At 54.7% G+C, this 25,117-nt stretch carries 21 protein-coding genes; 11 read left to right on the forward strand and 10 right to left on the reverse strand.

Going from position 1 to position 25,117, the window contains the following annotated elements; genetic code table 11:
• The first annotated feature begins 59 nt into the window (after window positions 1-59).
• Entirely contained in the window at window positions 60-2,741 is a 2,682-nt protein-coding gene (gene acnA / locus RAC60_RS01085) for an aconitate hydratase AcnA (RefSeq protein WP_375092452.1), read from the forward strand.
• A 33-nt stretch (window positions 2,742-2,774) separates the two neighbouring features.
• Here the strand turns inward: acnA and ribA are convergent, their stop codons facing one another.
• Window positions 2,775-3,368, reverse strand: coding sequence for a GTP cyclohydrolase II (gene ribA / locus RAC60_RS01090; RefSeq protein WP_006119329.1), 594 nt, complete (start codon window positions 3,366-3,368; stop codon window positions 2,775-2,777).
• Between the two features lie 229 nt (window positions 3,369-3,597).
• On the opposite strand from ribA, the gene pgpB reads away from it, so the two are divergent.
• From pgpB to yciH, 5 genes are all read left to right on the forward strand, one after another.
• Window positions 3,598-4,362 (forward strand): phosphatidylglycerophosphatase B, encoded by a 765-nt coding sequence (gene pgpB / locus RAC60_RS01095; RefSeq protein WP_033741819.1) that lies wholly within the window; start codon window positions 3,598-3,600, stop codon window positions 4,360-4,362.
• Between the two features lie 128 nt (window positions 4,363-4,490).
• Window positions 4,491-4,802, forward strand: coding sequence for a LapA family protein (locus RAC60_RS01100; protein WP_033741817.1), 312 nt, complete (start codon window positions 4,491-4,493; stop codon window positions 4,800-4,802).
• 6 nt (window positions 4,803-4,808) lie between these two features.
• Window positions 4,809-5,978: a lipopolysaccharide assembly protein LapB gene (gene lapB / locus RAC60_RS01105; protein WP_006119326.1), complete on the forward strand. Its 1,170-nt coding sequence runs from the start codon at window positions 4,809-4,811 to the stop codon at window positions 5,976-5,978.
• Between the two features lie 206 nt (window positions 5,979-6,184).
• Entirely contained in the window at window positions 6,185-6,898 is a 714-nt protein-coding gene (pyrF, locus tag RAC60_RS01110; protein ID WP_058708089.1) for an orotidine-5'-phosphate decarboxylase, read from the forward strand.
• A complete protein-coding gene (yciH, locus tag RAC60_RS01115) occupies window positions 6,895-7,218 on the forward strand; it encodes a stress response translation initiation inhibitor YciH (protein WP_375092453.1) in 324 nt (107 codons plus the stop codon). Before pyrF ends, yciH begins: the two co-directional genes overlap by 4 nt.
• Before the next feature lie 80 nt (window positions 7,219-7,298).
• Here the strand turns inward: yciH and osmB are convergent, their stop codons facing one another.
• Entirely contained in the window at window positions 7,299-7,514 is a 216-nt protein-coding gene (osmB, locus tag RAC60_RS01120; RefSeq protein WP_006119323.1) for an osmotically-inducible lipoprotein OsmB, read from the reverse strand.
• A 344-nt stretch (window positions 7,515-7,858) separates the two neighbouring features.
• Here osmB and araD point away from each other — a divergent pair, with 344 nt between their 5' ends.
• Entirely contained in the window at window positions 7,859-8,557 is a 699-nt protein-coding gene (gene araD, locus RAC60_RS01125; RefSeq protein ID WP_006119322.1) for an L-ribulose-5-phosphate 4-epimerase, read from the forward strand.
• Window positions 8,558-8,826: 269 nt separating this feature from the next.
• Window positions 8,827-9,693, forward strand: coding sequence for a crotonase/enoyl-CoA hydratase family protein (locus RAC60_RS01130; RefSeq protein WP_033741810.1), 867 nt, complete (start codon window positions 8,827-8,829; stop codon window positions 9,691-9,693).
• Between the two features lie 12 nt (window positions 9,694-9,705).
• On the opposite strand, the gene pdeR is transcribed toward RAC60_RS01130, so the two are convergent.
• The 5 genes from pdeR to RAC60_RS01155 form a co-directional block, all read right to left on the reverse strand.
• On the reverse strand, window positions 9,706-11,691 hold the full coding sequence (pdeR, locus tag RAC60_RS01135; RefSeq protein ID WP_039340199.1) for a cyclic di-GMP phosphodiesterase: 1,986 nt from the start codon (window positions 11,689-11,691) through the stop codon (window positions 9,706-9,708).
• A gap of 156 nt (window positions 11,692-11,847) precedes the next feature.
• A complete protein-coding gene (locus RAC60_RS01140; RefSeq protein ID WP_375092454.1) occupies window positions 11,848-12,138 on the reverse strand; it encodes a YbdD/YjiX family protein in 291 nt (96 codons plus the stop codon).
• The gene (locus RAC60_RS01145) at window positions 12,131-14,197 is read right to left on the reverse strand and encodes a carbon starvation CstA family protein (protein WP_375092455.1); all 2,067 of its coding nucleotides are present in this window, start codon (window positions 14,195-14,197) and stop codon (window positions 12,131-12,133) included. The genes RAC60_RS01140 and RAC60_RS01145 overlap by 8 nt, the downstream gene beginning before the upstream one ends.
• 182 nt (window positions 14,198-14,379) lie before the next feature.
• Window positions 14,380-16,311, reverse strand: coding sequence for an exoribonuclease II (locus RAC60_RS01150; protein WP_033741804.1), 1,932 nt, complete (start codon window positions 16,309-16,311; stop codon window positions 14,380-14,382).
• Between the two features lie 111 nt (window positions 16,312-16,422).
• Window positions 16,423-18,726, reverse strand: a complete 2,304-nt coding sequence (locus RAC60_RS01155) for an FdhF/YdeP family oxidoreductase (protein ID WP_039341548.1) — start codon at window positions 18,724-18,726, stop codon at window positions 16,423-16,425.
• 251 nt (window positions 18,727-18,977) lie between these two features.
• Between RAC60_RS01155 and RAC60_RS01160 the strand changes: the two genes are divergently transcribed.
• From RAC60_RS01160 to RAC60_RS01170, 3 genes are all read left to right on the forward strand, one after another.
• Entirely contained in the window at window positions 18,978-20,564 is a 1,587-nt protein-coding gene (locus tag RAC60_RS01160; protein ID WP_375092456.1) for a PTS transporter subunit EIIC, read from the forward strand.
• Between the two features lie 227 nt (window positions 20,565-20,791).
• Complete coding sequence (locus RAC60_RS01165; protein WP_375092457.1) at window positions 20,792-20,929, forward strand: hypothetical protein; 138 nt, start codon at window positions 20,792-20,794, stop codon at window positions 20,927-20,929.
• Window positions 20,930-21,182: 253 nt separating this feature from the next.
• Entirely contained in the window at window positions 21,183-22,079 is an 897-nt protein-coding gene (locus RAC60_RS01170) for a LysR family transcriptional regulator (protein WP_033741802.1), read from the forward strand.
• Here the strand turns inward: RAC60_RS01170 and RAC60_RS01175 are convergent.
• From RAC60_RS01175 to sapF, 3 genes are all read right to left on the reverse strand, one after another.
• Window positions 22,076-23,185 carry an oxidoreductase gene (locus RAC60_RS01175; protein ID WP_375092667.1) on the reverse strand — a complete coding sequence of 370 codons (1,110 nt, stop codon included), beginning with the start codon at window positions 23,183-23,185 and terminating at the stop codon, window positions 22,076-22,078. The genes RAC60_RS01170 and RAC60_RS01175 overlap by 4 nt on opposite strands.
• Before the next feature lie 198 nt (window positions 23,186-23,383).
• Entirely contained in the window at window positions 23,384-24,172 is a 789-nt protein-coding gene (fabI, locus tag RAC60_RS01180; RefSeq protein ID WP_006119311.1) for an enoyl-ACP reductase FabI, read from the reverse strand.
• 141 nt (window positions 24,173-24,313) lie between these two features.
• Window positions 24,314-25,117, reverse strand: a complete 804-nt coding sequence (gene sapF / locus RAC60_RS01185) for a putrescine export ABC transporter ATP-binding protein SapF (RefSeq protein ID WP_039340210.1) — start codon at window positions 25,115-25,117, stop codon at window positions 24,314-24,316.

Below are 25,117 nucleotides of genomic sequence, written 5' to 3' on the forward strand. Positions count from 1 at the left end.
TTTATACTAAACCTTGTTGTCTCTGAGGTTTAAAGACCATGTATTATAAAGGAGGAGCTATGTCGTCATCCCTACGCGAGCAGAGTCAGGAAACACTGCAGGTAGATAATCACAACTATCACATCTTCAGTCTACCTCGCGCTTCACAACATCTCGGTAACATTGATCGGTTGCCTAAATCCCTCAAAGTGCTGTTAGAAAACCTGTTGCGCTGGCAGGATGGCGACTCAGTCACTGAGGAAGATATCCAGGCGCTGGTTGACTGGCAAAAAACCGGCCACGCCGACAGGGAAATTGCTTACCGCCCGGCCCGTGTTTTAATGCAGGATTTCACCGGCGTACCCGCCGTTGTTGATTTAGCCGCGATGCGCGAAGCGGTGAACCGACTGGGCGGAGACGTGAATAAAGTCAACCCACTGTCCCCGGTCGATCTGGTCATTGACCACTCCGTCACCGTTGACCATTTTGGCGACGACGATGCCTTTGAAGAGAACGTGCGGCTGGAGATGGAACGCAACCATGAGCGTTACGTCTTCCTGCGCTGGGGCCAGAAAGCCTTTGACCAGTTCCGGGTGGTGCCACCGGGGACCGGGATCTGTCACCAGGTAAACCTTGAATACCTGGGGAAAGCAATCTGGCAGCAGCAGATAAACGGCGAAACCTATGCCTGGCCGGACACCTTAGTCGGGACGGATTCTCATACCACGATGATCAATGCGCTTGGCGTGCTGGGATGGGGCGTCGGCGGGATTGAAGCCGAAGCGGCGATGCTGGGGCAACCGGTGTCTATGCTGATCCCGGATGTCGTGGGCTTCAAACTCACTGGCAAACTGCGGCCGGGCATTACCGCGACCGATCTGGTGCTAACGGTGACGCAAATGTTGCGTAAGCACGGCGTGGTGGGCAAATTTGTGGAATTCTATGGTGATGGCCTGGCCGATCTGCCGCTGGCGGATCGCGCAACCATCGCCAATATGGCACCGGAATACGGCGCCACCTGCGGTTTCTTCCCTGTCGATGAAGTGACACTGAGCTATATGACCTTAACCGGACGCGATGCCGAACAGGTTGCGCTGGTAGAACATTATGCTAAACGCCAGGGAATGTGGCGTAATGCGGGCGATGAACCTGTCTTCACCAGCAGTCTTGCGCTGGACATGAATGATGTTGAATCAAGTCTGGCCGGACCAAAACGCCCACAGGATCGCGTGTCCCTGGGCGATGTCCCGGCGGCGTTCGACGCCAGCAATGAACTGGAAGTCAACCACGCGCAGAAACCTCATAAAGAAGTCACCTACACGGACAGCGATACCGGACTTTCCCATACCCTGACCGACGGCGCGGTGGCCATTGCGGCGATTACCTCGTGTACAAACACCTCAAACCCAAGTGTCCTGATGGCCGCAGGTTTACTGGCGAAAAAGGCGGTAGAGCGGGGCCTGAAACGCCAGCCGTGGGTCAAGGCATCTCTTGCTCCGGGCTCTAAAGTGGTTTCCGACTATCTGGCCGTCGCACAACTGACGCCGTTCCTCGATAAACTGGGCTTTAATCTGGTCGGCTATGGCTGTACAACCTGTATCGGTAACTCCGGCCCGCTGCCGGATGCGATCGAATCGGCGATTAAAGAGGGCGACCTCACTGTGGGGGCCGTGCTGTCGGGTAACCGTAATTTCGAAGGCCGTATTCATCCGCTGATTAAAACCAACTGGCTGGCTTCACCGCCGCTGGTGGTGGCCTATGCGCTCGCGGGGAATATGAAGATCAACCTGCAAACTGATCCGCTCGGACAGGATCGGGATGGCAAGCCGGTCTTTTTGAAAGGTATCTGGCCTTCGCCTGAAGAAATCGCGACAGCGGTACAGCAGGTTACCAGCGATATGTACCACAAAGAGTATGCGGAAGTCTTTGACGGTACGCCCGAATGGCAGGCCATCAAAGTCAGCGAAGCCGCGACCTATGACTGGGACGAAGGATCAACCTATATCCGTCTGTCACCGTTCTTTGATGACATGGAAAAAACGCCCAAACCGGTCGAAGACATTCGTGGCGCGCGTTTGCTGGCTATTCTGGGGGATTCGGTCACAACAGACCATATTTCACCGGCAGGTAGCATCAAAGCAGAAAGCCCGGCAGGGCGCTATCTGTTGGCGCATGGTGTCGAGCGCAATGACTTCAACTCCTATGGCTCGCGTCGTGGTAACCACGAAGTCATGATGCGCGGAACCTTTGCCAACATTCGTATACGCAATGAAATGGTGCCGGGCGTTGAGGGTGGCTATACCAAACATTATCCGAGTGGTGAACAACTGGCCATTTACGATGCCGCGATGAAATATCAGGCCGAAGGCGTGCCGCTGGCCGTCATTGCCGGTAAAGAGTACGGGTCAGGTTCGAGTCGTGACTGGGCAGCGAAGGGACCGCGTCTGCAGGGCGTTCGCGTGGTGATCGCCGAATCGTTCGAACGTATCCACCGCTCTAACCTGATCGGTATGGGGATCTTACCGCTGGAATTCCCGCAGGGCGTAACGCGTAAAACATTAGGACTGAAAGGGGATGAGTCGGTTGACGTTGAGAACCTGTCACAACTCACGCCGGGCTGCACCGTGCCAGTGACAATCACGCGTGCCGATGGCAGCAAAGAGAAGCTGGATACCCGCTGTCGCATTGATACCGGTAATGAGCTGACCTATTACCGCAACGACGGTATTCTGCATTATGTGATTCGAAATATGCTCAACTGATACGAAAAAGCCGGGGAAACCCGGCTTTTTTATTCACTGCTTCGGCAACAGATGGCCCATTTTTTCGGCTTTGGTATCGAGATAGTGCGCATTTTTGGGATTCCGTCCCACCACCAACGGCACACGTTCAACGATGTTAATACCGGCTTCGCTCAGGATTTCAACCTTCCGCGGATTATTTGTAAGCAGGCGAACCTCGTTCACCCCAAGGAGCTTAAACATATCTGCGCAGAGCGTGAAGTCACGCTCATCAGCGGCAAAACCGAGCTGATGGTTAGCTTCAACCGTGTCATACCCTTTGTCCTGCAAAGCGTAAGCGCGAATTTTATTCAGCAGACCGATATTGCGGCCTTCCTGGCGGTGATAAAGCAATACACCACGTCCTTCTTCGGCAATGGCATTCAGCGCAGCTTCAAGTTGAAAGCCGCAATCGCAACGCAGGCTGAACAGCGCATCACCGGTAAGACATTCCGAATGAACGCGCGCCAGGACCGGTTCGTTATCATTGATATCGCCAAAGACCAGAGCAACGTGGTCGTGACCGGTTGCCAGTTCTTCAAAACCTACCATCAGGAAATCTCCCCATGGCGTTGGCAGTTTGGCTTCTGCCACCCGTTTAAGCTGCATGTGACTCTCCAGAACCATCAGAGGATGCACTATCATCATGATAGTGCACAGGCCGATGTGGCCCGACAAACGTGCAATATTGTGCCACAACCGCGAGGTTGGCTGTTAATCTGTGTAAACGATTGTTGTGATAAAGCACGATTATCTAATCCGTAAAGGTTATGTTATTCTTTTTTAAGCTAAAGTTTTACCGGTATGACGGCTTTTCATCAGCAAAAAGGGAAAAGGGATGGTTAAAATTTTGCAACGTACCACAGCAGGGATGGTGTTACTGCTGATGATGCCATTAGCCGTGTGGCTGTCCGGCTGGCAATGGCAACCCGAGGAAAGTAACACGTTTCTGAGAGTCCTGTTCTGGATGACAGAAACGGTGACCCGGCCATGGGGCATACTGACCAGCCTGGTGTTAAGTGCCTGGGTATTATGGTGTCTTCGCTTTCGGCTTAAACCGGCATTGCTGCTGTTGCTGATCATGAATGTCACGATTCTGGCGGGCCAGTATACCAAATCATTCATTAAAGAGCGGGTGCAGGAACCCCGACCTTATGTGGTATGGCTGGAGAAAACGCACGGTCTGGATGACAAAACCTTCTATCAGTTAAACCGCACCCAGCGTGGTGAACGCGTTACCGCACTGATTGCGGATGAATCGCATATTCCGGTCTGGCTGAAAAAGCACTGGGCGTTTGAAACAGGGTTCGCCTTCCCGTCAGGTCATACCTTGTTCGCGGCGAGCTGGGCATTACTGGTCATTGGCCTGCTATGGCCGCGCCGGCATTATAAAACGATAGTGCTGGTCGGCGTTTGGGCGGTGGGCGTTATGGGAAGCCGCTTGTTACTGGGTATGCACTGGCCGCGCGATCTTGCCGTTGCCACCGTGCTGTCCTGGTTTTTGGTGGTCATCGCCACCTGGCTTGCCCAGCGCTTTTGTGGACCGCTGACGTTGCCCCCCGACGAGCAAAAGGAAGTGGCAGAACGCGACCAGGGATTGTAATTGCGCCGTTCAGCCTCATATCTTGCGACTGAACCGCGCAAAAGTGCTTCGCCTGATGCTGCAAGGAGCAGTATTTCTGCCGTAATTTTGGCATACTTTGATTCGACAACCTCACAACAGGATGCACTGTGAAATATTTGCTGATTTTTTTAGTGGTTTTGGTCATTTTTATCATTTCTGTGACCCTTGGCGCACACAACGACCAGGTTATCACCTTTAACTATCTGCTGGCGCAGGGCGATTTCCGTATCTCCACTTTACTGGCAACGTTGTTCGGCGTGGGCTTCCTGCTGGGCTGGGTCATCTGTGGGCTGTTCTGGCTGCGTGTTCGCGTCTCGCTGGCGAACGCCCAACGTAAAATTAAACGTCTGCAGGCTCAGGTTGATCAGAATGCGCCTGGCACAGGTGGTAAACCGTTGCCGCCAACCGTGCAGGAATAAGATTCCATGTTAGAACTGCTGTTTCTGTTACTGCCTGTTGCGGCGGCCTATGGCTGGTACATGGGACGCCGTAGTGCGCAGCAGGACAAGCAACAGGAATCCAACCGCTTGTCACGCGAATACGTGGCGGGCGTTAACTTTCTGCTGTCTAACCAACAGGATAAAGCGGTCGATCTGTTCCTTGATATGCTGAAGGAAGACAGCGGCACCGTTGAGGCGCATCTTACGCTGGGAAACCTGTTCCGCTCCCGCGGTGAAGTCGACCGTGCGATTCGAATCCATCAGTCGTTAATGGAAAGTGCCTCTCTGAGCTATGAGCAGCGTTTATTAGCTATCCAGCAACTGGGGCGCGATTACATGGCCGCGGGGCTTTATGACCGCGCAGAAGACATGTTTAAACAGCTCACCGATGAAACGGATTTCCGCATTGGTGCCCTGCAGCAGTTATTGCTTATTCATCAGGCGACCAGCGACTGGCTTCAGGCGATTGAGGTCGCTGAGCGCCTGGTGAAATTAGGCAAAGACAAACAGAAGGGCGAGATCGCGCATTTCTACTGTGAACTGGCTTTGCAGGCGATGAGCAGCGACGATCTTGACCGCGCAATGACGCTGTTGAAAAAGGGCGAGGCGGCAGATCGCCAGAGCGCGCGAGTCTCCATTATGATGGGACGTATTCTGATGGAGAAAGGGGAGTACGGCAAAGCGGTTGAGCATCTGCAACGTGTACTGGATCAGGACAAAGAACTGGTCAGTGAAACGCTGCCGATGCTGGAGACCTGTTTTCAGCGACTTAATCAGCCCGACGCCTGGGCCGCCTTTCTCAAACGCTGCGTGGAAGAAAATACCGGCGCCGCCGCAGAACTTTATCTTTCCGCGATTCTGGAGCAAGAGCAGGGCGCGGAAGCCGCACAAAATTACATTAATCATCAGTTACAGCGTCATCCCAATATGCGCGTGTTTCATCGCCTGATGGAGTTTCACCTGCATGAGGCGGAAGACGGTCGCGCCAAAGAGAGTTTGATGGTCCTGCGCGACCTGGTCGGCGAACAAATCCGGACCAAGCCGCGCTACCGTTGCCAGAAATGTGGGTTTACTGCCCATGCGCTCTACTGGCATTGTCCTTCCTGCCGCACCTGGTCATCGGTCAAACCGATTCGGGGACTCGACGGGCAATAACTGCGCACGTGATGCGCACTGTTGCCAGTCTTTCTGGTGTCTAATTTAGTTACAACATACTATAAAGAACCTGTTCACCAGCCTGCATCAGCACCGTGCGAATATCGCCTCGCAGGATAACAGGGATTGTGATGGGAAATGCGGGCAGGTAGAATGCGTGCCGTTTGTCTAACGCGCCAGCAGGTGCCTACCGCAGAGGAAATAGCATGGCCTTATCCCCGACTTCACCCGTGTTAGTGGCGCTTGATTACCACGATTTAAACAGCGCGCTGCATTTTGTTGATCAGATAGAGCCAGGTAGCTGTCGCCTGAAAGTGGGCAAAGAAATGTTCACCTTATTTGGCCCTCAGTTGGTCAAAACGCTGCAACAACGCGGCTTTGAAATCTTCCTCGACCTGAAATTCCATGATATTCCCAATACAACGGCCCATGCTGTCGCCGCCGCCGCCGATCTTGGTGTCTGGATGGTGAATGTGCACGCCAGCGGCGGTGCGCGTATGATGAACGCCGCCCGGGAAGCGTTAGTGCCTTTTGGGCAGCAAGCGCCGTTACTGATTGCCGTCACCGTCCTGACCAGTATGAATGCAGATGACTTGCTGGGTCTGGGTATCACGCTTTCGCCGGCAGAGCAGGCCGAGCGCCTGGCAAAGCTGACCCACGAATGTGGCCTGGATGGTGTGGTTTGTTCCGCCCACGAAGCCACTCGATTTAAACAGGTCATTGGCAGGGACTTCACGCTGGTCACGCCAGGCATCCGGCCAGCAGGCAGCGACGCCGGCGATCAGCGTCGCGTAATGACGCCGCAGCAGGCGAAGCTCGCCGGGGTGGATTATATGGTCATTGGCCGCCCGGTTACACAGTCTGCTAACCCGGCGGCGACGCTTAAAGCCATAATCAATGATCTGGAGGCGGTAAAATGAGTCGTGACAACCCACTTGTATATTCCACAGATTCAGGCCGCATTGTGCAACCCGAACAGAAAGTGGAACGTCCTAAAGGGGACGGCATTGTCCGTATCCAGCGCCAGACCAGCGGCCGGAAAGGCAAGGGCGTTTGCCTGATAACTGGCGTGGACATGGATGATGTTGCACTGAATCTTCTGGCTGCCGAGCTAAAAAAGAAATGCGGTTGTGGCGGATCGGTGAAAGACGGTGTAATTGAAATTCAGGGCGACAAACGTGATTTACTTAAAAGCCTGCTGGAAGTCAAAGGTATGAAAGTAAAACTGGCGGGCGGTTAAATAAAAAACCGGGCGACTTGTGTAGCCCGGCTTATGGTGTAGATGCGCTGCGTAGCCGTTAATTGTTTTAATTGCGGTTCTTAGTGAATCTGATGACCGATAATGCCACCTACTGCTGCGCCGCCGACTGTACCCAGCGCGCTGCCGTTGGTCAGTACTGAACCACCAATGGCACCCGCACCTGCACCAATCGCAGTATTGCGGTCACGCTTAGACCAGTTAGAACAGCCGCTTAACGCCACAACCAGGGTGGTCGCTAAAACCGCAACGGTCAATTTTTTCATTGTAATTGTCATAAACTTCTCCTTTATTGTGTTTGCAGAGGCAACACACTAAGTATAGCTTTGAAATTTTTTCAGGCCGCCTGTGCCGCATTATTACCGCATCCTTTTAGTATAAAAACGCGGACACCATGGACGATCTGTTTGTAGCGGCTGAAAAGCACCAGTAGCAGGTGGACCTGCCCGACGCCTGACAGAATTCTATTCATTTTGAAGGTTTTCCGAAGAGGGATAATTCTTAATTCTCAGCACAATTTTCCATTCACAGCTATTTTCCGCTGCTTTTTAGCCATTTGCTCCATAACGTTTTTTCTGCCTGCTCCGCAAAATGTTAAGACCTTATTCAGCAGGAGAAAAAAATGCTGGAACATCTGAAACAACAGGTTCTGGAAGCCAATCTCGATCTTCCTAAACATAACCTTGTTACCTTCACCTGGGGCAATGTCAGCGCCCTCGATCGTGAGCAGGGTTTGCTGGTGATTAAGCCTTCCGGCGTCAGTTACGATGTAATGAAAGTGGATGACATGGTAGTGGTGGATCTGGCGAGCGGAGAGGTTATCGAAGGCACAAAACGTCCTTCCTCTGACACGGCTACGCACCGGGCGCTTTATCTGGCCTGGCCCGAAGTAGGTGGAATTGTCCATACGCACTCACGCCACGCCACCATCTGGGCGCAGGCCGGTCGTGCCATTCCGGCCTGGGGAACCACACACGCGGACGACTTCTACGGTGAAATTCCCTGTACCCGCGCCATGCGTGACGAGGAGATTCAACAGCAATACGAGTGGAATACGGGTGAAGTGATTATTGAAACCTTTGCGCAGCGTGGCCTTTCTCCCACTGCGATTCCCGCCGTGCTGGTGAATTCACATGGCCCCTTCGCGTGGGGCAAAGATGCCCATGCGGCGGTGCACAGCGCGGTGGTGCTGGAAGAGGTGGCGTATATGGGATTGTTCAGTCAGCAGCTGACGGCCGGTCTTCCCCCCATCCAGCAAACCCTGCTCGATCTGCATTACTTGCGCAAGCATGGTGAAAATGCCTGGTACGGCCAGAAATAAGGTTGAGGGCGCAGCCTGGTCTGCGTCCTGATTTGCGCGTTATGCACGGCTTACGTGGCGTGAAAGTCTCTTCAGTGCCCGTTATCGGTTGGCGCTGTTCTGCCAGCGAGTCGCGTGCTATCAAGAAATCATACTAATCAATTAAATGTCGTGCATCAGGGATCACTCTGGAATTTATCTTGTAAATCAATCTCTCATTTGGTCTGGCCTCACTCTGGATTAGGCTGATGTGGCGCAATTAGCGCATCAAAATAACAGAGGATGAGACAATGACCGTGATTAACCAACCCACATGCAGACTGTTTTCCGAAGCCGGACAAACCACGCAGTTAGTGGCTTATTACGAAGAAGGGAGACGTACCATGTGGATGATGTTACGCGCCCAACCGCGCCCCAGCTTTAATCATGAACTGATTGAAGAGATCATGAATCTCAGTTACGCGGCCCAGCGTTCTGGCTTACCCATCGACTTCTGGGTCACCGGCTCGTTAGTGCCACAAATGTTTAATGCCGGTGGTGATTTGCGCTTCTTTGTGGAGTGTATCCGTAATAATCGCCGGGAAGCGTTGCGTGCCTATGCACGCGCCTGTGTTGACTGCATTCATTCTGCCGCGCGTGGCTTTGACACCGGAGCCGTGACGCTGGCAATGATTGAGGGCAGTGCACTGGGCGGCGGTTTTGAGGCAGCGCTGGCGCATCACTTTATCCTGGCGCAAAACAACGCCCGTATGGGTTTTCCGGAGATTGCGTTTAACCTGTTTCCGGGTATGGGCGGCTATTCATTAGTCGCCCGGCGTTCGGGCATGAAGCTGGCGGAGGAGCTGATCATCGAAGGCGAATCCCACAGCGCAGAGTGGTACGAAACGCGGGGACTGGTTGACAAAGTGTTTCAGCCAGGCGACAGCTACCGTGCCACCCGGACGTTCATTGATACCTTGCGGCCCAAACTCAATGGAGTGCGCGCTATGCTGAAGGCGCGCCAGCGCGTATTGCAGCTTTCCCGCGCCGAGTTAATGGACATCACGGAAGACTGGGTCGATTACGCCTTTTCGCTTGAAGCAAAAGATATCGCCTATATGGAGCGTTTAGTCCAGTTACAAAACCGCCACACCGCATCACTGCGTAAAGCGGGTTAGGGACTTAAGCGTTTACTTGCGGGCAGGATGCTGAGCCAGCCAATGCCCAAACTGTTCGGCGGGCATTGGTTTTGCGTAGAAATAGCCTTGTCGACCATCGACGCCATTCTTCAGCACGAAGGCCTCTTCATCGGCGGTTTCTATGCCTTCGGCAATAACCTGTAAATCCAGCGCCTTGGCAACCGCAACAATCGCGCGCACCAGCGACTGGGAGACAGGGCGTTTATTCACATTGCGGATAAAACTTTGATCCAGCTTAATGGCGTTAATAGGCACTCGTGCCAGCTGTGATAACGAGGAATAACCGGTACCAAAATCATCCAGATGGACCTGGGCACCCAGCTCCTGGAACTTGTGCATTAACTTCAGCGCTTCCGCTTCGTTCTCAATCAGACAGCTCTCCGTGAGTTCGATATCGATCGGGCTTTCCGTTAAACCGGCGTCAGTCAGCGCCTGCTTCAGATCGCTGTAGATCGACTGATCCATCAACTGGCGCGCGGAGACGTTGACGGCCACGCGCAGATGAATATCCTGCTGGCGCCACGCGATAATCTGTTTCAACACATTGAGCATCACCCAGCGCCCCAGCGGCACAATCAGTCCTGAATCTTCAGCATAGGGGATAAAGTCAGCAGGCGAGACCAGTCCGCGCTCGGGTGAATGCCAGCGCACCAACGCTTCGGCACTGCGAACTTTCCCGTCCGTGTCCACTTTGGGTTGGTAGTGCACCAGTAAATGGTCCTGCTCCAGCGCTTTACGAAGATTGGTATCAAGCCACAGATATTCAAATACCCGCCGGTTCATCTCTTCAGCAAAGACGCAATATTTACCGCGATTGTTCTCTTTGGCGTGATACATCGCCGTATCGGCATTGCGGATCAGGCATTCACGATCTTCCCCATGCAGCGGCGCGATGGCAATGCCGATGGAGCAGCCGCTGTAAACTTCGATAAGGCCAATGCGGAAGGGCTGACGTAACCGATCCAGAATGCGCGTCGCCATCGCTTCCAGCGCCGCCTGGCTGGTCTGTTCGGCCAGCACCACAAACTCATCACCGCCAAGGCGTCCCAGCGTCTGGTTCTTACTCAGACAACTCAGAATAGCCAGCGACACCGCCTGCAGCAGTTGATCGCCAAACATATGGCCATAAGCGTCATTCACTTTTTTGAAATTATCCAGGTCCAGATAGACCACACCGGTTTCACTGCCTTCCGCCCGCTCCAGCGCCTGACTGATTTGCTGATGTATCGCGTGACGGTTGGGCAGGCCGGTAATACCATCCGTATTGGCCATGACACGCAGTCGCTCCTGAGCGCGACGTTCTTCGGTAATATCCGTTCCGGAACAGATGAGGAAAATTTCATTTTTTCCGCTGCCGCTGTGAACAAACTTATTACGAAACAGAAAGAGTCGCTGTCCCTTCATCGTTTTGATCCAGCGTTCGACTTCATAAGAGTTACCATCACGGAAGAAGCCCGCAATGTTGCGACGTGACGCTGCCGCCTCCTGCTTGGTCATAAACAGCTGAAAAACATTCCGGCCAATCACATCCTGCTCATACAGGCCGGTGTACTCTTCGCTGAGTCGGTTAAAGCGCTGAATATTGCCCCGCTGGTCAAGAATGACGATAACGGAATTGGCCTCTGAAACCACCTGTTCCGCAAAGGACAGCCCCAGCGTCAGATCGCGTGCGACCGCCGATGTATCGCCCCAGGCGGATGCGGTACCGGCCCAGACAGACTGATTGATGCGCCGACCGACAAAATGCATGGCCACCTGCTCACCATGGATTGTTAACGTCAGGTTGATACTGGAAGTAATCACTGGCATAGCTCGCAGTAAACTGCACTGGCCAGGCGTCAGCGGCACAGCAACACTCGTATTCGATGATTCATCTAAGGCAAAAAGCAGCGCATCGCTGTCCGCGCTTAACCGCCAATGAGGGCTGGTTGTACCAAACAAGGTATACAACAATGATTGCCCTTGTTCATCGGTCATGATCACTCCCTCCGGGAAGTCCATAGCTGACGTTATCTCATTATTTTAGCAACAGTATTCATCTACTGATGTCAGCACAAGATGAAAGTGTATTTATTTTACTTTCCAGAAAAAACAGGAACAAAAAACCCCGCCGAAGCGGGGCCGGCAGGCGGTTCAGCACGGACATTTACCCAGTTTTCCAGCCTGACTGGGAAAGCGGGCGTCCAGACAATAACGATGAAAGTCACGCTCGCTCATCGGCGGCAGGTCTGGATGCCGCCGCCGCATGTGCTGCAGGTATTTTTGGTAATCCTGAACGCCCACCATCAGACGAAAGCTTTGCTGTAGCCCCTGCCAGAATGCCCGCCAGCGAAAGCCAGGGCGGACGGGAGCATAGCGTAATTCGCAGCGCACAATTTGCCACGTCCCTGTTGGCCGTGTTACACGATGAATGCTGTCAGACATGGCTAACCTCCTTCCGCAGCGTGGTCGCGGACTCATGCGTGGTAGGCACCTCACTGCGCAGGGCGCGACGAATCACAAAAAAAGCCGCAATGAGCATGGTAACGGCGACCAGCATAAAGAACCCGCACAGGGCCGCGTTAATCTGGTTGCTGAAAACGATGGTGTGCATATCGGCGACGGTTTTCGCCGGTGCGATAATCACGCCTTCATCCAGACCTTTACGGAATTTATTGGCCTGCGCCAGAAAGCCGATGGACGGTTTTTCGTGGAAAATCTTCTGCCATCCCGCGGTCATTGAGGTAATAAACAGCCAGATCGTTGGCAGAATGGTCACCCACGCATAACGCTGCTTCTTCATTTTAAACAGCACCACGGTGCCCAGAATCAGCGCCATGGAGGCCAGCATCTGGTTACCGATGCCAAACAATGGCCATAGCGTATTGATGCCGCCCAGCGGATCAATCACGCCCTGATACACAAAGAATCCCCAGCCTGCCACCGCAACGGTCGTACCCGCAAGGTTACCCAGCCAGGAGCGGTTATTGGCCATCGACGGCACCACGGTGCCCACCAGGTCCTGCACCATAAACCGACAGGCACGCGTACCGGCATCGACGGCAGTCAGAATAAACAGGGCTTCAAACAGAATGGCAAAGTGATACCAGAAGGCCATCATGGCGCGACTGTTAACCACCTCGGTAATGATATGGGCCATACCGACGGCGAACGTCGGTGCGCCGCCAGCACGGGACAGAATTGAGGCTTCCCCTACATCCCGTGCAATTCCACTTAACATCTCCGGTGTAACGACAAAGCCCCAGCCGTTGATCACCTGGGCGGCATTTTCAACGGTGGTGCCAATCAGCGCCGCCGGGGCATTCATTGCAAAATACACGCCGGGGTCCAGCACTGAGGCGCAAATCAGCGCCATTATGGCGACAAACGACTCCATCAACATCGCGCCGTAGCCAATAAAGCGAATGTGGCTTTCCCGCTCCACGAGTTTTGGCGTGGTTCCGCTGGAAACCAGTGCATGAAAGCCGGAAATCGCCCCGCAGGCAATAGTGATAAACAGGAACGGGAACAGAGCCCCTGAGAAGACCGGGCCGGTGCCGTCAATGAAGCGGGTCACGGCGGGCATCTTCATCTCTGGCATGGCGAACACAATACCTACAGCCAGACCAACGATGACGCCAATTTTCAGAAAGGTCGAGAGGTAGTCCCTCGGTGCTAACAGCAGCCACACCGGTAATACCGATGCGATAAAACCATAAATGACCAGCACCCAGGTCAGTGACGTGCCTTTCAGGGTAAAGAACGGCCCCCAGTAGGGATGTTGTGCGACATCGCCACCGTAAATAATGGCCGCCATCATCAGCACAAAACCAATCAGTGAGACTTCAGCAATTTTACCGGGGCGCAGAAAGCGCATGTAGATGCCCATAAACAGCGCGATAGGGATCGTTGCGGCAATGGTAAAAAGGCCCCAGGGGCTGTTCGCCAGTGCCTTCACCACCACCAGCGCCAGCGCGGAAAGGATAATAATCATCACGCCCAGCGCACCCAGCATAGTGATAACGCCAGCGAAGGCGCCCAGCTCCTGACGGGCCATTTCGCCCAGTGAACGGCCATCGCGTCGGGTCGAGATAAACAGCACCAGGAAATCCTGAACCGCACCGGCCAGCATCACGCCGACCAGAATCCAGATCGTGCCAGGTAAAAAGCCCATCTGCGCGGCCAGAATCGGACCGACCAACGGGCCCGCACCGGCGATAGCGGCAAAATGGTGACCAAACAGCACCCATTTGTTGGTGGGGACGTAGTCCAGACCGTCGCTGAGACGTTCAGCAGGCGTCAGGCGACGATCGTCGAGTTCGAAAATGTTGCGGGCGATAAAGAGGCTGTAAAAACGATAGGCAATGCTGTAACAGGCGACTGCGGCAACCACCAGCCAGACTGCGTTGACGTGTTCGCCGCGATTAAGCGCCAGCATCGCGAACGCGCCCGCGCCAGTTAACGCCACCGCTAACCAGATCACGCCGGTTTTGACGTTCTTCATAACTCACTCCTTGTAGAGACCGAATGGAAGGCGATCGAATACAACGAGCTAACGTTAATGTAATGGAATGTAAGTGAAAGTTAATAAGGAGAGAACTGTGAAGCGCAGTGCAAATTTAGCGTGTGCGGAAGCGGTACGTCAGGAATGAGCGGGACAGGCTATCCTGTCCCGCTGGATAATACTCAGGCTGCGGGGCGAGCGACGACGCTGCGGGTTTCCATACGCACTTCGGCGATGGTCACGTCGATCACATCGGTCACGCGGTAAACCACTTCACCTTTGATCTGCACTGTGCCGCTTTCCTGGCTGCATACCAGTTCGTCACGAACGGAGTGCAGGAACGGAGCAGGGATAAACGCCACTGCGCCATTCTCCAGCAAACGCACGCGCATGCCACCACGGGAAATATCGATAATTTCCGCGCTGAATTTACGATCTGTCGCCGCAAAAGGTGACAGGTAACGGGCATAAAGCCAGTCGCCCACGTCACGCTCGGCCATGCGGTTAAGACGGCGGCGCTCGCTCATGGTGACCGTGACAGCGTCATCGGGCCGGGCGATCGACTCACCACGCACGATGGCTTTCAGCAGGCGATGGTTGATCATGTCGCCAAATTTACGAATCGGTGAGGTCCAGGTCGCATAGGCTTCCAGGCCCAGACCGAAGTGCGGGCCAGGTTCGGTGGTGATTTCCGCATACGTCTGGAAACGACGAATACGGCTGTCCAGGAACTGGGTCGGCTGGGCATCCAGCTCCCGGCGCAGCACGCGGAAACCGTCCAGCGTGGTAATCGCTGAAGGATCTGCCGTAATCCCATGTGTCGCCAGCACGGCGGCGGCCTGCTCGGCGTTGGCAGTATCGAAGCCTGCATGGACGTTATAGATCCCAAAGCCCAGCTTATCGCGCAGCACCTCGGCCGCACAGATGTTGGCCAGAATCATGGCTTCTTCAACGATTCGGTTGGCAATGCGACGCGGTTCAGCGACGATATCCAGCACTTCGCCTTTCTCGCCCAACAGGAAGCGGTAATCCGGGCGATCTTTAAACACCAGCGCATGGGCCTGGCGCCATTCGCCGCGAGACAGGCACAATTGATGCAGCAGGCGGATCTGATTCGCAATCGCGTCATTCTGCGGCTGCCACTCGCCGCTGTTTTCCAGCCAGTCAGAAACCTCGTCGTAAACCAGTTTGGCTTTCGATTCGATCCAGGCCGCGAAGAAGTGCACATCAGACAGGCTGCCATCCTGCGCCACGGTGACGCGACAGGCCAGTACCGGGCGACGCACATCAGGGCGCAGGGAGCAGACATCATCGGAAAGCTCGCGCGGCAGCATCGGAATATTAAAGCCCGGCAGGTAGTTGGTGAACGCACGTTGCGCGGCCAGCTTATCCAGCTCGCTGCCTTCAGCCACGTAAGCGGTCGGATCGGCAATGGCGACCGTCAGGCGCAGGGCATTGTCTTCCAGCGCCTCAACATAGAGCGCATCGTCCATATCTTCTGTGCTGGCGCTGTCGATGGTCACGAAATCCAGCGCGGTCAGGTCTTCACGCTGCAGGTTTTCGTCCAGCATCTCGCCAAAACCCATTTCAGGTGCCTGGCGCTCCAGATTGTGACGTGACAGTGTCACCCACCACGGCGCAAGGTGGTCGTCTGCGCTGACAATAAATTCGGTCAGTTCAGCATAAAAGCCGCGGTCACCCTTTAACGGATGACGTCGCATTTCCGCGACGGCCCAGTCGCCCTGTTGGAAATCGTGGGTCAGCCCACGTACCGGACGGCACTGAATGGCCTCTTTCAGCAGGGGATGATCGGGCACGATAGAAAGACGATCGTCTTTTTTCTGCACACGGCCTACAAAACGGCTCAGGAAAGGCTCGACCAGCGTTTCTGGTTCTGCGCTTTCACGATCTTTATCGGTGTGGATGACGGCAATAATACGGTCGCCGTGCATCACTTTCTTCATCTGCGGGGGCGGGATGAAATAACTTTTTTGTGCATCGACTTCCAGAAAGCCGAATCCCTTTTCGGTGCCTTTTACAACGCCTTCTGCACGCGGCGTTTGTGAATGGAGCTTCTCTTTAAGCTGCGCAAGCAGCGGATTATCCTGGAACATGATTTTTACGTTTCGTGGCCTAATAGCGGCTGACAGTTTTACGCGAATCGCGGTCCCGCGGCAAGGCAAAAAGCCGGACGAACCGGCTTTTTGCCTGGAGCAAAGCCTGAATCAGGCAATGCGTTGGGTGACCGTTGCCTGCGACAATTCCAGCTTAACCGGCACCGATTTCGAGGTTGGCGTACCGCTAATATCACCGTAGCTGTTCAGCGGAACCAGCGGGTTGGTTTCTGGATAATAGGCCGCCAGGTTGCCACGCGGGATGTTGTAAGGCACCAGCTTAAAGCCGCTCACGCGCCGTGTTACGCCATCATTCCACAGGGTTTCAATGTCAACATTCTGGCCTTCGCTGAAGCCTAATGCCGCCATATCGTCCGGGTTGATAAAGACGACTTCACGCTGACCGTAAACGCCGCGATAGCGGTCATCAAGGCCATAAATCGTCGTGTTGTACTGATCGTGCGAACGCAGGGTTTGCAGCGTGAAGGGCACCTCCTGATCCAACTGCGGAAACAGCGAGTCAGGCAGCGCGGCAGGGCTGAACTCGGCCTTACCGGTCGGCGTGTTGAAGCGCAGTTCGGCGGCGGCATTACCCAGATAGAACCCACCAGGCTGATCGCATTTGCTGTTAAAGTCGGCAAAGCCAGGAATCGTGGCTGCGATGTGATCGCGAATCAGGTTGTAGTCCGCCGCCAGATCCAGCCACTTCACCTTTTCATCGCCCAGTACCGCATGCGCAATGCTGGCGACAATCGACGTTTCTGAACGTTGTGTATCCGCCAGCGGAATACCCACGCCTTCAGACGCGTGCACCATGCTGAAGGAATCTTCCACGGTAATATACTGATTGCCCGTCGCCTGCAAATCGCGCTCGGTGCGGCCCAGCGTAGGCAGAATCAGGCCCTCATGACCGGGAACCAGATGGCTGCGGTTCAGTTTGGTACTGATATGTACGGTCAGGCCACAACGTGACAGCGCTTCTTCGGTGCGCGGTGAATCCGGTGCCGCCGCCGCCAGGTTGCCACCCAGCGCGATAAGCACTTTGATTTCGTCACGCAGCATGGCATTCAGTGCTTCAACGGTGTTATGACCTGCCGCACGCGGTGGCTCAAAATTGAAGTGCTGACCCAGCGCATCCAGGAACGGTTTTGCCGGTTTCTCATCAATGCCCATGGTGCGGTTACCCTGCACATTACTGTGACCACGAACAGGGCACAGACCCGCACCTTTTTTACCTAACTGGCCAAACAGCAGCTGCAGGTTAGTAATTTCGCGCACGGTATCGACGGAATGTTTGTGCTGAGTGATACCCATCGCCCAGGTACAGATGACCCGATCGGCGCTCTGGTAAATCGCGGCCGCTTCACGGATCTGCGCTTCAGTCAGGCCGGATTGCGCCACAATCTGCATCCAGTCGGTGTTATCCACGGCGTCAAAGTAGGCTTCAACGCCGTGCGTTTTGGCATTCAGGAACGCCTGATCGAACAGGCCGCTTTCGCCTGCCGCAATGCGCGCGCGATGCGTTTCCAGCAGGGCTTTAACCATGCCGCGAACCGCGGCCATATCGCCACCCAGGTGCGGCTGATAATAGGCCGAGCTGATGGTACCGGCTTTCGAGGTCACAATTTCCAGCGGCTTCTGCGGATCGGCGAACCGTTCCAGACCGCGTTCGCGCAGCGTATTGAAGGTCACAATTTTTGCACCGTGATCGGCAGCGTGACGCAGGCTGTGCAACATGCGTGGATGGTTAGTGCCCGGGTTCTGTCCAAAAACAAAAATCGCATCCGCGTGGTCAAAATCATCCAGACGAATCGTGCCTTTACCCACGCCAATGCTGCGCTTCAGTCCCGCACCGCTGGCTTCGTGACACATGTTCGAGCAGTCAGGGAAGTTATTGGTGCCCAGCATGCGGCCAAACAGCTGATAAAGCCATGACGCTTCATTACTGGCGCGACCTGAGGTGTAAAGCTCCATCTGGTCTGGATTGTCCATCGCTTTGATGTGCTGCGCGATAAGCGCATAGGCGTCATCCCAACTGATGGGCTCGTAGTGATCGGTTTCACGGTTGTAGCGCAGGGGATGCGTCAGGCGGCCCTGATACTCCAGAAAGTAATCGCTTTGAGCATAGAGCGTGGTCACGCTGTGTTTCGCAAAGAAGTCGGCATCCACAACGCGGCGTGTCGCTTCCCAGGTTACCGCTTTCGCTCCGTTTTCACAAAAGCTGAAAGTACTTTTATTGTCATCGCCCCAGGCGCAGCCCGGGCAGTCAAAGCCACGCGCCTTGTTCATACGCATGAGATTGCGCAGGTTTTTCAGGGCAGCTTTACTGTCGAAAACAAAACGTGTCGTGGCTTCCAGTGAACCCCAGCCACCCGCGGCGGCGCGGTATGGTTTAATTTGGCGCTTAAATTTCATCATAGGTGCAGGCTTATTTTTTTGTTGGACGAATGTTGCAAGGATATATCCTGATAGTGAAGATTAGTGTGCGTTCGACGACATAGCTTGTCTAATTGATTGACTTAATGGTGCGATAGGTCGCGTTTATCGTGACGGCACAACAACTGTGATGCTGTTCATATTTTACCCTTTCATAACTTCTCCGTATCAGGTGTTATCGGCACATCGCGCTAATACTTGCTGTTTATGACACAAAAAGGCGCGAAACCATGAAACACCTGACCAGCCAGATTCATGCATTTGGCAAGGCGTTGATGATGCCCATTTCGGTGATCGCGGCAGCCGGTATTTTTCTGGGGCTGGCCGCGGCCATGCAGAACCCCGCAGTGACGGGGGAAGCCTTTGCGCAAATGCAGGTGGCCCAGCTCATTATCGGTTTTATTCGCAAAGTCGCAGGAGCGCTGTTTGCCAATCTGCCCCTGTTCTTTGCCGTCGCCAGTGCGATTGGTCTGGCAAAAGCCGAGAAACCGACCGCCGCCTTTGCGGCGGTGATTGGCTATATCGCCATGAACGTGGGGATTAATGCGACGCTGGCCGCAAAAGGCATAACGGCGGCCACCACGACGCCTCAGGCGCTGCAACAGGCGGGACTGGATCAAACGACCGCCATGATGACCTCGGCGGAATATATCCAGATGCTGGGGATTTTTACCTACAACATGAGCGTGCTGGGCGGCGTGGTGGCCGGCCTGCTCACCGTAATGTTGCACAATCGTTTTTATACGCAGCAACTTCCTACAGCGATCAGCTTCTTTGGCGGCCGACGTTTTGTGCCCATTGTCACCGTCGTGGTTCTGCCGCTGGTGGGTGTATTGCTGGCGCTGATCTGGCCAACCCTCGGAGAGGGCATCGCCTGGGTGGGACAGATGATTGGCCACAGTGGTCAGTACGGTGCATTTCTGCTGGGGGCGGCTGAACGCCTGCTGATTCCCACCGGGCTGCACCACATTCTCAATGAAACGGTCCGCTTTACGCCGATTGGCGGTATGGCGGTTGTGGACGGACAGACCATTGTCGGCGCATTGAATATTTTCAATGCCTCGCTGACACATCCTGGCCTCATCCGGGATGCCACGCTGCGAACGGCTACCCAGTTCCTGGCGCAGGGAAAAATACCGGTGATGATGTTTGGGCTGCCTGCTGCAGCACTGGCGATCTATCACACCGCACGTCCGGAGCATAAACAACGCGTGAAAGCGCTGGTGCTGGCCGGCGCGCTGACCTCCTTTACCACCGGGATCACCGAACCTCTGGAGTTCTGCTTTATTTTTGTGTCGCCCGTGCTCTATGTGTTGCATGCGTTTTTGACCGGCCTTTCATTTATGTTGATGTCAATGCTGCATCTGATGATTGGCAACGTGCAGGGCGGCATTATCGACCTGGTGGTCTTCGGTGTGCTGGGTGGCAGTAAAACCCACTGGTGGTGGACGCTGGTGCTTGGCGTGATCTACGCACCGATCTATTACTACGGGTTCCGTTTTGTCATTACCCGCATGAATGTCGAAACACCGGGACGGGAAACCGAGGAGGAAAAACCGCAGGTCGTTGATGGCAGTGAACGCACTCAGGTCATTATCAGTGGATTGGGTGGGGCTGCCAATATAGAGGACATCGATTGCTGCTTTACGCGCTTACGGGTGCGGGTAAAAGATATGAAAGAGGTGGTGGATCACACCCTGATGAGTACGGGCGCGAATGGCGTGAATCGCGTCAGTGAGCAGGATGTTCAGGTGATTTACGGTCCTCAGGTCGAAAAGATTGCGCAGGAAGTGAAGTCGATGCTTGGCGTCGGCTGACGGCGGCCTCATTGGGCGCAGCAGGTGCGCCCTCCCTGTCTGACATATTACGGCATTCCGTTCCGTTCTAAGCTCCGTTTTTATCCGTTCCCCTCACGTTCACGATTAACACAAAAATATAAGCAATGCTTTATGTTTCATTTTGTGATCTGCGCTTGAATTTTACCGGTAACACTCTATGGTAAGAGGTGGAAAGTGCAATACACGCAATTAACAGGGGGTTATTTATGGCGAAAAACAGGTTAGTTAAAGTCGTTGAAATATCGGCAATTATTGTTTTCACACTTGTCGTGATCTATTTACTGGCGACGGGCGTACTGTCGTCAACGGGCATTGATCACGCCTGGCCTTATCCAACGAAGTAACAACGGGCAACACCAGGGAAAACACCATAAAAAATAATAATTCTGCCAGCCTGACCTGAAAGAGTCCGGCCTGTTGCGCGCCCATTACGCCTTTCGTCTCGCCCCCAAAAGTATCTCCTGTCAGCCGGACACTCGGGCTGTATTACTGCACTCTGCCTGTACCGGAATCCTGAACGCACACTGACTGGCATTCTGTTGCACCCTCGGCACATAATAGACGTTCAACTGAGCGACGTTATGGCGGGCACAAAAAATCGACATTAAGCAACTCATCTACCTCTGCAACCTCGAACGCGAACGCCATTTTGGCCGTGCCGCTGAGGCGAGTTTTGTCAGCCAGCCTACCTTATCAATGCGGTTAAAAAATCTGGAACGCGAACTGGGGTTATCCCTGATCAACCGCAGCAATAACTTTGCCGGATTCACGCCAGAAGGGGATCGGGTGCTGGCCTGGGCGCGGGAAATCGTCTCCGTTTATCAGGGGCTGAAGCTGGAAGTCGAGTCACTGAAACACGGCGTTAACGGCACATTGCGGCTGGGTGTGGTACCGCAGTGCAGCGTGTCGCTGGCCCAGCTGCTCAAAGCGGTTCAGGTGCGCTATCCACAACTCGATTACCGTATTGCCGTCCTGAGCGCCGACCAGCTGCTGGAGGCGCTGAACAGTCATACGGTCGATGTCGGGATTGGTTTTTTTGAAATGGCGACGCTGCGTGAACTGCATTTTCAGGCCGCGTTGCTGGCGGACCGTGGCGTTGAAGCGGTGTTTCATCCCGGACATTTTCAGCACTTAGGCGAGGTTGAAAGCCTGGATCTGCCAACGCTGGCCCGTCAGCCGCTGTGTCTGGCTGAACCCACGCGCTATTTTCGTCGCTATCTGGATATGGCGCTGCGGGAGATGTCGCTGATGCCGCGCGTGGTGGTAGAAAGCGCCTCCATTATGCAACTGCTGCAGTGTACGCAGGTCGGGTTGGGCGTACTGGTTTCGCCACGCGGTCATCTGCTGCCCGCGTCTTTACACGGACTGGAACAGCGACCTGTCATCATGCCAAAGATGGCGCGCCAGGCGGCCCTGGTGGTCGCTGAACCGGGTCGGGCAACGCCGCTGGCACAGCACTTCTATGACGAAGCGCGCAGTCATCTGGATCTTTAGCGCGCCTCACCACAGGCATAAAATAAACGGCTGTTCCAGTTTGCCCGCGCGATGGCCTGGATAAGCGCGAACTGATCGGCAACGGACCAGCCGGATTCTTGCAATGGCTGGAGATCGGCGGCGCAAAAACGTTCTGGCTGGCGGGTCAGCAGGGCGGTTAACGCGCTGACCGCCCGGTCAGCGTCGGTCAGGTTAGCATTATCAAAGGCGCCAGCCTGGCCGCTACAGGGCGTTAACGAAGGTGGACGCCAGCGATTTCCCAGCAGGCTGGCCGCTGTAGCCTCAACCCGGGCGGTGAAGACCGTCTCCTCCTGATGATTCAACCTGTACCAATGCTCTAATAACGCCGGTGCGTGCGCCAGCAACCAGAGGGCGTCCTCTGGCGCAGAAGATGTCTGGCATTGCGCCACGGCCTTATGCTGCGCCTCGCTGGCATAGCGGGGCTCAAGCGGTTTCAGGACTGGCTGCCAGACGCCGGGGGCATCGGTGGCTGGCGCATCCGGTGCAGGTGACATGCCGGGGATCCAGCGTACCGGCATGTTCAGCAGAGCATGAATACCGGCGATCAGGCGTGCCTGGTAACAGACAAAGCCGACCAACTGATTAAGCGTGACAATATCGGCTTCGCTCAGACCTGCGGCGTGAAGGGCGCGCACACTGTCGGCAGTAATCAGAGTGGGTTGCATGGCCAGCAGTCGGGCGTACTGGGTAATTTGTGTCAGGCGGTTATTGCTCTCGCGCGACGAGTCAGGGCCAGGCAGAGGATTGAGTCTTGCAGAGTAGTGATTGCAGAGCCGCTGAATGCCCGTAACCTGCGCCACGGTCAGCGCGCTGCTTAACCGATCGTAAAGCGTCAGCGTATGGGTCAGCGTAACGTCAACCTGGTCGGGAAAGAGCAGGTCAACAATCTCATGAGCAATCTGAATGGCGGGTTGTCCGGCCTGCAATAACGGCTGAACAGAAGAGGTTTCCTGCGCTAACCCCAACAAGAACCGATCGTCGATATGCGCTGCTTCAGGAAAAAGCGGGGCAGCCGGAACGGTACGCGGACAGGTCTGGCTCTCGTAAAACCAGTGATCCTGGCCAGTATAGCGGCGTTGTTGCATCATCAGTCCTTTTGCAAAATCTGATGCGGCACATGCGGGACAGAGTCAGTGAACCGGTCGCAGGCCGCAGGGCTGACTTATCCTCGCCCACGGGCAGGGCACGGCAAAAGACCGATCAGTGATAATTAATAGCAATAAGGAATAACGAGGGCGCGGGCGGGGAAGGACAGGGCGAGCAGCGCTCGCCCATGAGGAAACTTATTTCAGTTCCAGTTCGTTCATGGCGGCGATGCTGAAACCGCCGTCAACGTGAACGATCTCGCCGGTGATACCACCCGCCAGATCGGAACACAGGAAGGCCGCAGAGTTACCCACGTCTTCGATGGTCACGGTACGGCGAATCGGGGTTACCGCTTCACAGTGAGCCAGCATCTTACGGAAATCTTTGATGCCTGAAGCCGCCAGCGTACGGATTGGACCGGCAGAAACGGCGTTCACACGCACGCCTTCTGGTCCCATGGCATTGGCCATGTAACGTACGTTTGCTTCCAGAGACGCTTTTGCCAGGCCCATTACGTTGTAGTTAGGGATAGCGCGCTCTGCACCCAGGTAGGACAGCGTCAGCAGCGCTGAGTTGGGATTCAGCATCGCACGGCACTCTTTAGCCATGGCAACAAAGCTGTAGGCACTGATGTCGTGCGCAATTTTGAAACCTTCGCGGGTTACGGCATTCACGTAATCGCCATCCAGCTGGTCGCCTGGGGCAAAACCAATTGAGTGAACGAAACCGTCAAATTTCGGCCAGGTTTTTGCCAGCTCAGCGAACAGGGACTGGATGCTTTCATCTTCTGCAACATCACATGGCAGTACGATGTCAGAACCCAAATCTTTGGCGAACTCTTCCACACGACCTTTCAGTTTGTCGTTTTGGTAGGTGAAAGCCAGTTCTGCGCCCTGTTTGTGCATCGCCTGTGCAATACCGTAGGCGATGGAAAGTTTACTGGCAACACCAGTAATCAGAATGCGCTTACCGGAAAGAAAACCCATAGCTGTAATCCTTATGGTCATGGTAGTTGGCGGTCGCGTTGTTTAAATAATAGACGACCGACGTTAATCGACGTGCGGATTCTAGCACGTCTGCCTTAAATCAGGAAAACTGCGCACAGTTTTCCACAAAACCCCGAAAAATCAACGCTCGCGTCGCCACGCTTCGGCCGTTAACGCTTCGCCGAAATGGCTGTTGATCAGACGTTTGGTCAGATCATGCAGCGGAGAAGCCAGCACGTCGGCCGTCCCGCCGCGTTCCACGACTTCGCCCTGATGCATGACCAACACTTTGTCGCTGATATGCTTCATCATCCCTAAATGTTGCGTCACGTAGATGTAGGCAATGCCGTGTTTTTCCTGCAGCTCCAGCATCAGGTTGACCAGCTGTGAGCGCATGGTCATATCCAGTGAGGCTAGCGCTTCATCAGCAATAATCACTTTGGGTTGCAGAATTAATGCCCGCGCCAGGCCCAGACGCTGTTTTTGGCCTGGTGCCAGCATATGCGGATAATAACCGGCATGGTCGCGCAGTAATCCCACCTGACGCAGCGTGCCAATGATGCGTTTCTCGCGCGCCTCGGCGTCAAGATCGGTATTCAGGCGCAGCGGCAGCTCCAGAATCTGACTGACGCGCTGCCGGGGATTAAGCGACGTAGAAGGATCCTGAAAAATCATACGGATGCGCTGGCTACGGTAGCCATAATCCCCAAAGCTCAGCGCATGATCGTCAATAATGATTTCCCCCTCAGTTGGGGCAACAGTGCCGCTGAGCATTTTTGCCAGCGTTGATTTGCCGGAGCCATTTTCGCCGATGATCGCCAGCGTCTGCTTCTCCCGTAGCGTGAAGCTCACGGACTTCACCGCCTCGACATGCTGACGGCGAAACAGACCGGTGCGATAACGAAACGTTTTGCTCAGATTGCGCACTTCCAGTAGCGTTTCCAT

The sequence above is a fragment of the Pantoea sp. BR_17 genome (assembly GCF_041955125.1).
In the GTDB taxonomy this organism is placed as follows: Bacteria; Pseudomonadota; Gammaproteobacteria; order Enterobacterales; family Enterobacteriaceae; genus Pantoea; species Pantoea stewartii.

Excerpts from the sequence above, each read along its gene's own strand:
- yciH (WP_375092453.1), top strand. The coding sequence starts at position 6,895 with ATGAGTCGTGACAACCCACTTGTATATTCCACAGATTCAGGCCGCATT.
- RAC60_RS01165 (WP_375092457.1), top strand. The coding sequence starts at position 20,792 with ATGGCGAAAAACAGGTTAGTTAAAGTCGTTGAAATATCGGCAATTATT.
- RAC60_RS01175 (WP_375092667.1), bottom strand. The coding sequence starts at position 23,185 with ATGCAACAACGCCGCTATACTGGCCAGGATCACTGGTTTTACGAGAGC.
- RAC60_RS01140 (WP_375092454.1), bottom strand. The coding sequence starts at position 12,138 with ATGTCTGACAGCATTCATCGTGTAACACGGCCAACAGGGACGTGGCAA.
- ribA (WP_006119329.1), bottom strand. The coding sequence starts at position 3,368 with ATGCAGCTTAAACGGGTGGCAGAAGCCAAACTGCCAACGCCATGGGGA.
- pyrF (WP_058708089.1), top strand. The coding sequence starts at position 6,185 with ATGGCCTTATCCCCGACTTCACCCGTGTTAGTGGCGCTTGATTACCAC.
- pdeR (WP_039340199.1), bottom strand. The coding sequence starts at position 11,691 with ATGACCGATGAACAAGGGCAATCATTGTTGTATACCTTGTTTGGTACA.
- araD (WP_006119322.1), top strand. The coding sequence starts at position 7,859 with ATGCTGGAACATCTGAAACAACAGGTTCTGGAAGCCAATCTCGATCTT.
- RAC60_RS01160 (WP_375092456.1), top strand. The coding sequence starts at position 18,978 with ATGAAACACCTGACCAGCCAGATTCATGCATTTGGCAAGGCGTTGATG.
- sapF (WP_039340210.1), bottom strand. The coding sequence starts at position 25,117 with ATGGAAACGCTACTGGAAGTGCGCAATCTGAGCAAAACGTTTCGTTAT.
- lapB (WP_006119326.1), top strand. The coding sequence starts at position 4,809 with ATGTTAGAACTGCTGTTTCTGTTACTGCCTGTTGCGGCGGCCTATGGC.
- RAC60_RS01155 (WP_039341548.1), bottom strand. The coding sequence starts at position 18,726 with ATGAAATTTAAGCGCCAAATTAAACCATACCGCGCCGCCGCGGGTGGC.
- fabI (WP_006119311.1), bottom strand. The coding sequence starts at position 24,172 with ATGGGTTTTCTTTCCGGTAAGCGCATTCTGATTACTGGTGTTGCCAGT.
- RAC60_RS01130 (WP_033741810.1), top strand. The coding sequence starts at position 8,827 with ATGACCGTGATTAACCAACCCACATGCAGACTGTTTTCCGAAGCCGGA.
- osmB (WP_006119323.1), bottom strand. The coding sequence starts at position 7,514 with ATGACAATTACAATGAAAAAATTGACCGTTGCGGTTTTAGCGACCACC.
- RAC60_RS01150 (WP_033741804.1), bottom strand. The coding sequence starts at position 16,311 with ATGTTCCAGGATAATCCGCTGCTTGCGCAGCTTAAAGAGAAGCTCCAT.
- acnA (WP_375092452.1), top strand. The coding sequence starts at position 60 with ATGTCGTCATCCCTACGCGAGCAGAGTCAGGAAACACTGCAGGTAGAT.
- RAC60_RS01145 (WP_375092455.1), bottom strand. The coding sequence starts at position 14,197 with ATGAAGAACGTCAAAACCGGCGTGATCTGGTTAGCGGTGGCGTTAACT.
- pgpB (WP_033741819.1), top strand. The coding sequence starts at position 3,598 with ATGGTTAAAATTTTGCAACGTACCACAGCAGGGATGGTGTTACTGCTG.